This window comes from Streptomyces graminilatus (assembly GCF_001418565.1).
Lineage (GTDB): Bacteria > Actinomycetota > Actinomycetes > Streptomycetales > Streptomycetaceae > Streptomyces > Streptomyces graminilatus.
Map to the genome: position 1 here is coordinate 1 of NZ_LIQQ01000424.1, position 4,015 is coordinate 4,015.

Sequence of the window (4,015 nt, forward strand, 5' to 3'; positions counted from 1 at the left end):
CCTCCCATGCACCCCACGCCCCCCCACAGCAAGGAGCCGCACATGACAGTGGAGACGAGCATCCCCTTCCAGGCCGGCCAGGAGGGCTACGCCAGTTACCGCATCCCGGCCGTCGTCGTCAGCCGGGCCGGCACCGTGCTCGCCTTCTGCGAGGGCCGGGTCGACTCCGCCTCGGACCACGGGCACATCGACATCGTGCTGAAGCGGTCCACGGACGGCGGCCGTACCTGGGGTCCGCTCACCGTCGCCGCCGACAACGGCGTCAACCTCGCGGGCAACCCCGCCCCCGTCGTCCTCGACACCGGCCGCATCCTGCTCGTGTACATCCGGGCCTCGGGCACGGCCACCGAGAAGGACATCCTGCTCGGCAACGTGCCGGCCGCCCAAGGACGCCGTGTCTGGGTCCGCCACAGTGACAACGACGGCGTCACCTGGTCCTCCTCCGTGGAGATCACCGCCCAGGTGAAGAACCCCGAGTGGCGCTGGTACGCCACCACCCCCGGCCACGCCATCCAGTTGAGCACCGGCCGGGTCGTCGTCGCCGCCAACCACACGATCCCGCCCACTGGGGCTGACCTGGGCAACGAGGCCCGCTACAACAGCGGCCACTGCCTGCTCAGCGACGACCGCGGCGAGACCTGGCGCATCGGCTATCTCGACGAGAACACCAACGGCTACATCAACGTCAACGAGACCACGGCCGCCGAACTCCCCGACGGACGCGTCTACTTCAACACCCGCAACGACTCCCCGGCCCCCGGCAACCGCGCCGACGCCCACTCCGCCGACGGCGGCCTGACCCTCGTAAAACCGTTCCGCCCGCAGGCCGGTCTGTCCGCCCCCGTCTGCCAGGCCAGTGTGCTCCAGATCCGCGACCCCGACCTGCTGCTCTTCTCCGGCCCGGCCGATCCCGCCGCCCGCGCCCTGATGGCCATCCGCGTCTCCACCGACGGCGGCACCACCTGGCGCGCCGCCCACACGGTGAACGGTCTGCCCGCCGCCTACTCCGACCTCGTCCGCGTCGACGCCGACACCGTCGGACTCCTCTTCGAGACCGGCGACTTCGGACCGTACGAGAGGATCCCTTTCAGCCGCGTCCCCGTGACCCGGCTCACCTGACCCCATGGCCGTGCACGCACGGACGTAGGGTCGGCCCATGACCTCTACCGACAGTGCACAGACCCCCGCCGAGATCCCTTCCGAGGCCCCCGCGAAGGCTCCCGCCAAGGACCCCTGGGACCTTCCCGATGTCTCCGGGCTCGTCGTCGGCGTGCTCGGCGGGACCGGGCCGCAGGGCAAGGGCCTCGCCTACCGGCTCGCCAGGGCCGGACAGAAGGTGATCATCGGGTCGCGTGCCGCCGACCGTGCCCAGGCCGCCGCCGACGAACTCGGCCACGGTGTCGAGGGCGCCGACAACGCCGAGACCGCGCGTCGCAGCGACATCGTGATCGTCGCCGTGCCCTGGGACGGACACGGCAAGACCCTCGAATCCCTGCGCGAGGAACTCGCCGGCAAGCTCGTCGTCGACTGCGTGAACCCGCTCGGCTTCGACAAGAAGGGCGCGTACGCGCTGAAGCCGGAGGAGGGCAGCGCCGCCGAGCAGGCCGCCGCCCTGCTGCCGGACTCCCGGGTCACGGCCGCCTTCCACCACCTGTCGGCCGTACTGCTCCAGGACCCGGAGATCGAGGAGATCGACACCGATGTGATGGTCCTCGGCGAGGAGCGGGCGGACGTGGAGATCGTGCAGGCCCTGGCCGGCCGTATCCCCGGCATGCGCGGAGTGTTCTCCGGGCGGCTGCGCAACGCCCACCAGGTGGAGGCGCTGGTCGCCAACCTGATCTCCGTCAACCGCCGCTACAAGGCCCACGCGGGCCTGCGCGTCACCGACATCTGAGTGGATGGGGGACACTGGGCGGGTTTCCGCCTGTGTCCCCCGACGCCCCCAGGCGTCCTCGGCGTCCCCCGACAGGAGCCCGTCCCATGTCCCTCCCGCTCGCCCCCGGCGCGGCCCGACGGCTCGCCCTCTACGCCCTGATCGTCTGCGTACTGGCCGCGACGGCCGCCGTGGTCTCCTTCGTGCGGGGCAACCTGCTGGGAATCGTGTGGGTACTGCTGGCCGGGCTGGCGTCCAACATGTGCTGGTACTACGTCCGGCGCGCCCGCTCCACCGGCCGCAGCCCGGTCAGTTGACCGGGAGCGAGCAGAACTCGTTCGTCCCCTGCCAGAAGCGGTACAGCTCCTGACCGCAGTACGTGTCGAGCCCGCCGATCCCCACACCGCGCAGCACCGCGTCGACCATGTCGAAGAACGCGCCGTTCACGGACGGGATCCACAGCACCGCGAACACGAACAGCAGCCCGAACGGCGCGAACGGCTCCACCTGGCGCTTGATGTTGTACGACAGCCAGGGCTCGATGACCCCGTAACCGTCGAGCCCGGGCACCGGCAGCGAGTTCAGGATCGCGGCGGTCACCTGGAGCAGGGTCAGGAAGGCGAGCGCGAACCGGAAGTCGCGGGGTACGCCGTCCAGCGCGTGCAGCCAGAACGGCGCCGCGCACACCGCCGCGAACAGGACGTTCGTCAGCGGACCGGCGGCCGAGATCAGACTGTGCTTCCAGCGGCCGCGGACCCGGTCCCGCTCGATGAAGACGGCACCGCCGGGCAGCCCGATCCCGCCCATGATCACGAAGATCACCGGCAGCACGATGCTGAGCAGGGCGTGCGTGTACTTGAGCGGATTGAGGGTGAGGTAGCCCTTGGCCCCGACCGTGATGTCGCCGCCGTGCAGCGCGGTGCGCGCGTGCGCGTACTCGTGCAGGCACAGCGACACGATCCACGCGGCCGTCACGAACAGGAACACGGCGACACCGGGCTGTTCGGCGAACCCGGACCAGGTGGCCCAGCCCGTGACCGCCGTGACGGCCAGGATCCCGACGAAGACGGGGCTGACCCGCCGGTCGCTGTTGCGGGTGGTGGCGGTGGACATGGGGCGGGACTCCTGAGGGACTCGGCGCAGACGCCGTACGCGGCTGGTGCGGGCGGGTCGACGGTACCCGGGCAGTGTGAAGAACGTCTTACCCAGGGTCGGAGGTTCCTGGAGGTTCCCGGTGATCCTGGACTTCTCCCTGTTCACGCGCGCGTAAACCCACGCGCGCCGCCGGGTCGTCCCCGGAGACAATGGAGCCGTGCGCTATCGCATCCTCGGCACCACTCAGGTACTCCGTCCCGACGGCACTCCCGTCCCGGTCGGCGGTGCGCGGCTGCGCGCCCTGCTGACCGTGTTCGCCCTGCGGCCCGGCCGGACCGTGCCCGCAGGCATCCTGGTGGAGGAGGTGTGGCACGGCGACGCGCCCGCCGACGCCCCGGCCGCGCTCCAGGCGCTGGTCGGCCGGCTCCGCCGTGCGCTCGGCCCGGACACCATCGCCTCGGCCGAGGGCGGCTACCGGCTGTGCGCCGCGCCGGACGACGTCGACCTGCACCGTTTCGGGCGGCTCGCCGACGAGGGCACGCGCGCGCTGGCCGACGGCGACCCCGCGAAGGCCGCCGTCGTCCTCGACGACGCCCTCGCGCTGTGGCACGGCCCGGCCCTCGCCGACCTCCCCGACCGCACCGCCGAGGCGGCCCGCTGGGAGACCCGCCGCCTGGACACCCGCCGCGCCCGCCTCGGCGCCGCCCTGGCCCTGGGCGCCGCGGAACAGTCACTGCCCGAACTGACCGCCCTGTGCGACAGCCACCCCCTGGACGAGCCCCTCCAGGCCCTCCGCCTGCGCGCCCTGCGCGACGCGGGCCGCCCGGCCCAGGCCCTGGCCGCGTACGAGGACGTGCGCCGCCTGCTCGCGGACCGGCTCGGCGCGGACCCGGGCCCCGAACTGCGCTCGCTGCACACGGAGTTGCTGAATCCGTCCCCCGTCATATCCGAGGACGGGTGGAGAGACTGGTGGAGAGCGGCTGCCACCGCCGCCACGACCCACGGGGGCGCGACCCCCGCTCCCGGCGCCCCGGCCCTCCGCCCGCC

General features: G+C 72.4%; 5 protein-coding genes. 4 read left to right on the top strand and 1 reads right to left on the bottom strand.

Going from position 1 to position 4,015, the window contains the following annotated elements; translation table 11 throughout:
- Nucleotides 1–42: 42 nt before the first annotated feature.
- The 3 genes from AOK08_RS31260 (at nt 43) to AOK08_RS31270 (ending at nt 2,190) form a co-directional block, all read left to right on the top strand.
- Complete coding sequence (locus AOK08_RS31260; protein WP_055532333.1) at nt 43–1,119, top strand: sialidase family protein; 1,077 nt, start codon at nt 43–45, stop codon at nt 1,117–1,119.
- 37 nt (nt 1,120–1,156) lie between these two features.
- Entirely contained in the window at nt 1,157–1,894 is a 738-nt protein-coding gene (gene npdG / locus AOK08_RS31265) for an NADPH-dependent F420 reductase (RefSeq protein ID WP_055532335.1), read from the top strand.
- Nucleotides 1,895–1,980: 86 nt separating this feature from the next.
- Complete coding sequence (locus AOK08_RS31270) at nt 1,981–2,190, top strand: hypothetical protein (RefSeq protein WP_055532336.1); 210 nt, start codon at nt 1,981–1,983, stop codon at nt 2,188–2,190.
- Here the strand turns inward: AOK08_RS31270 and AOK08_RS31275 are convergent.
- Entirely contained in the window at nt 2,183–2,986 is an 804-nt protein-coding gene (locus tag AOK08_RS31275) for a site-2 protease family protein (RefSeq protein ID WP_055532338.1), read from the bottom strand. The genes AOK08_RS31270 and AOK08_RS31275 overlap by 8 nt on opposite strands.
- A gap of 199 nt (nt 2,987–3,185) precedes the next feature.
- Here AOK08_RS31275 and AOK08_RS31280 point away from each other — a divergent pair.
- A partial coding sequence (locus AOK08_RS31280) for an AfsR/SARP family transcriptional regulator (protein WP_079054382.1) occupies nt 3,186–4,015 on the top strand: 830 nt, incomplete at its 3' end.

What these genes read in the sequence shown, in the direction of transcription:
- AOK08_RS31275 (WP_055532338.1), bottom strand. Translation starts at nt 2,986, where the DNA reads ATGTCCACCGCCACCACCCGCAACAGCGACCGGCGGGTCAGCCCCGTC.
- npdG (WP_055532335.1), top strand. Translation starts at nt 1,157, where the DNA reads ATGACCTCTACCGACAGTGCACAGACCCCCGCCGAGATCCCTTCCGAG.
- AOK08_RS31260 (WP_055532333.1), top strand. Translation starts at nt 43, where the DNA reads ATGACAGTGGAGACGAGCATCCCCTTCCAGGCCGGCCAGGAGGGCTAC.
- AOK08_RS31270 (WP_055532336.1), top strand. Translation starts at nt 1,981, where the DNA reads ATGTCCCTCCCGCTCGCCCCCGGCGCGGCCCGACGGCTCGCCCTCTAC.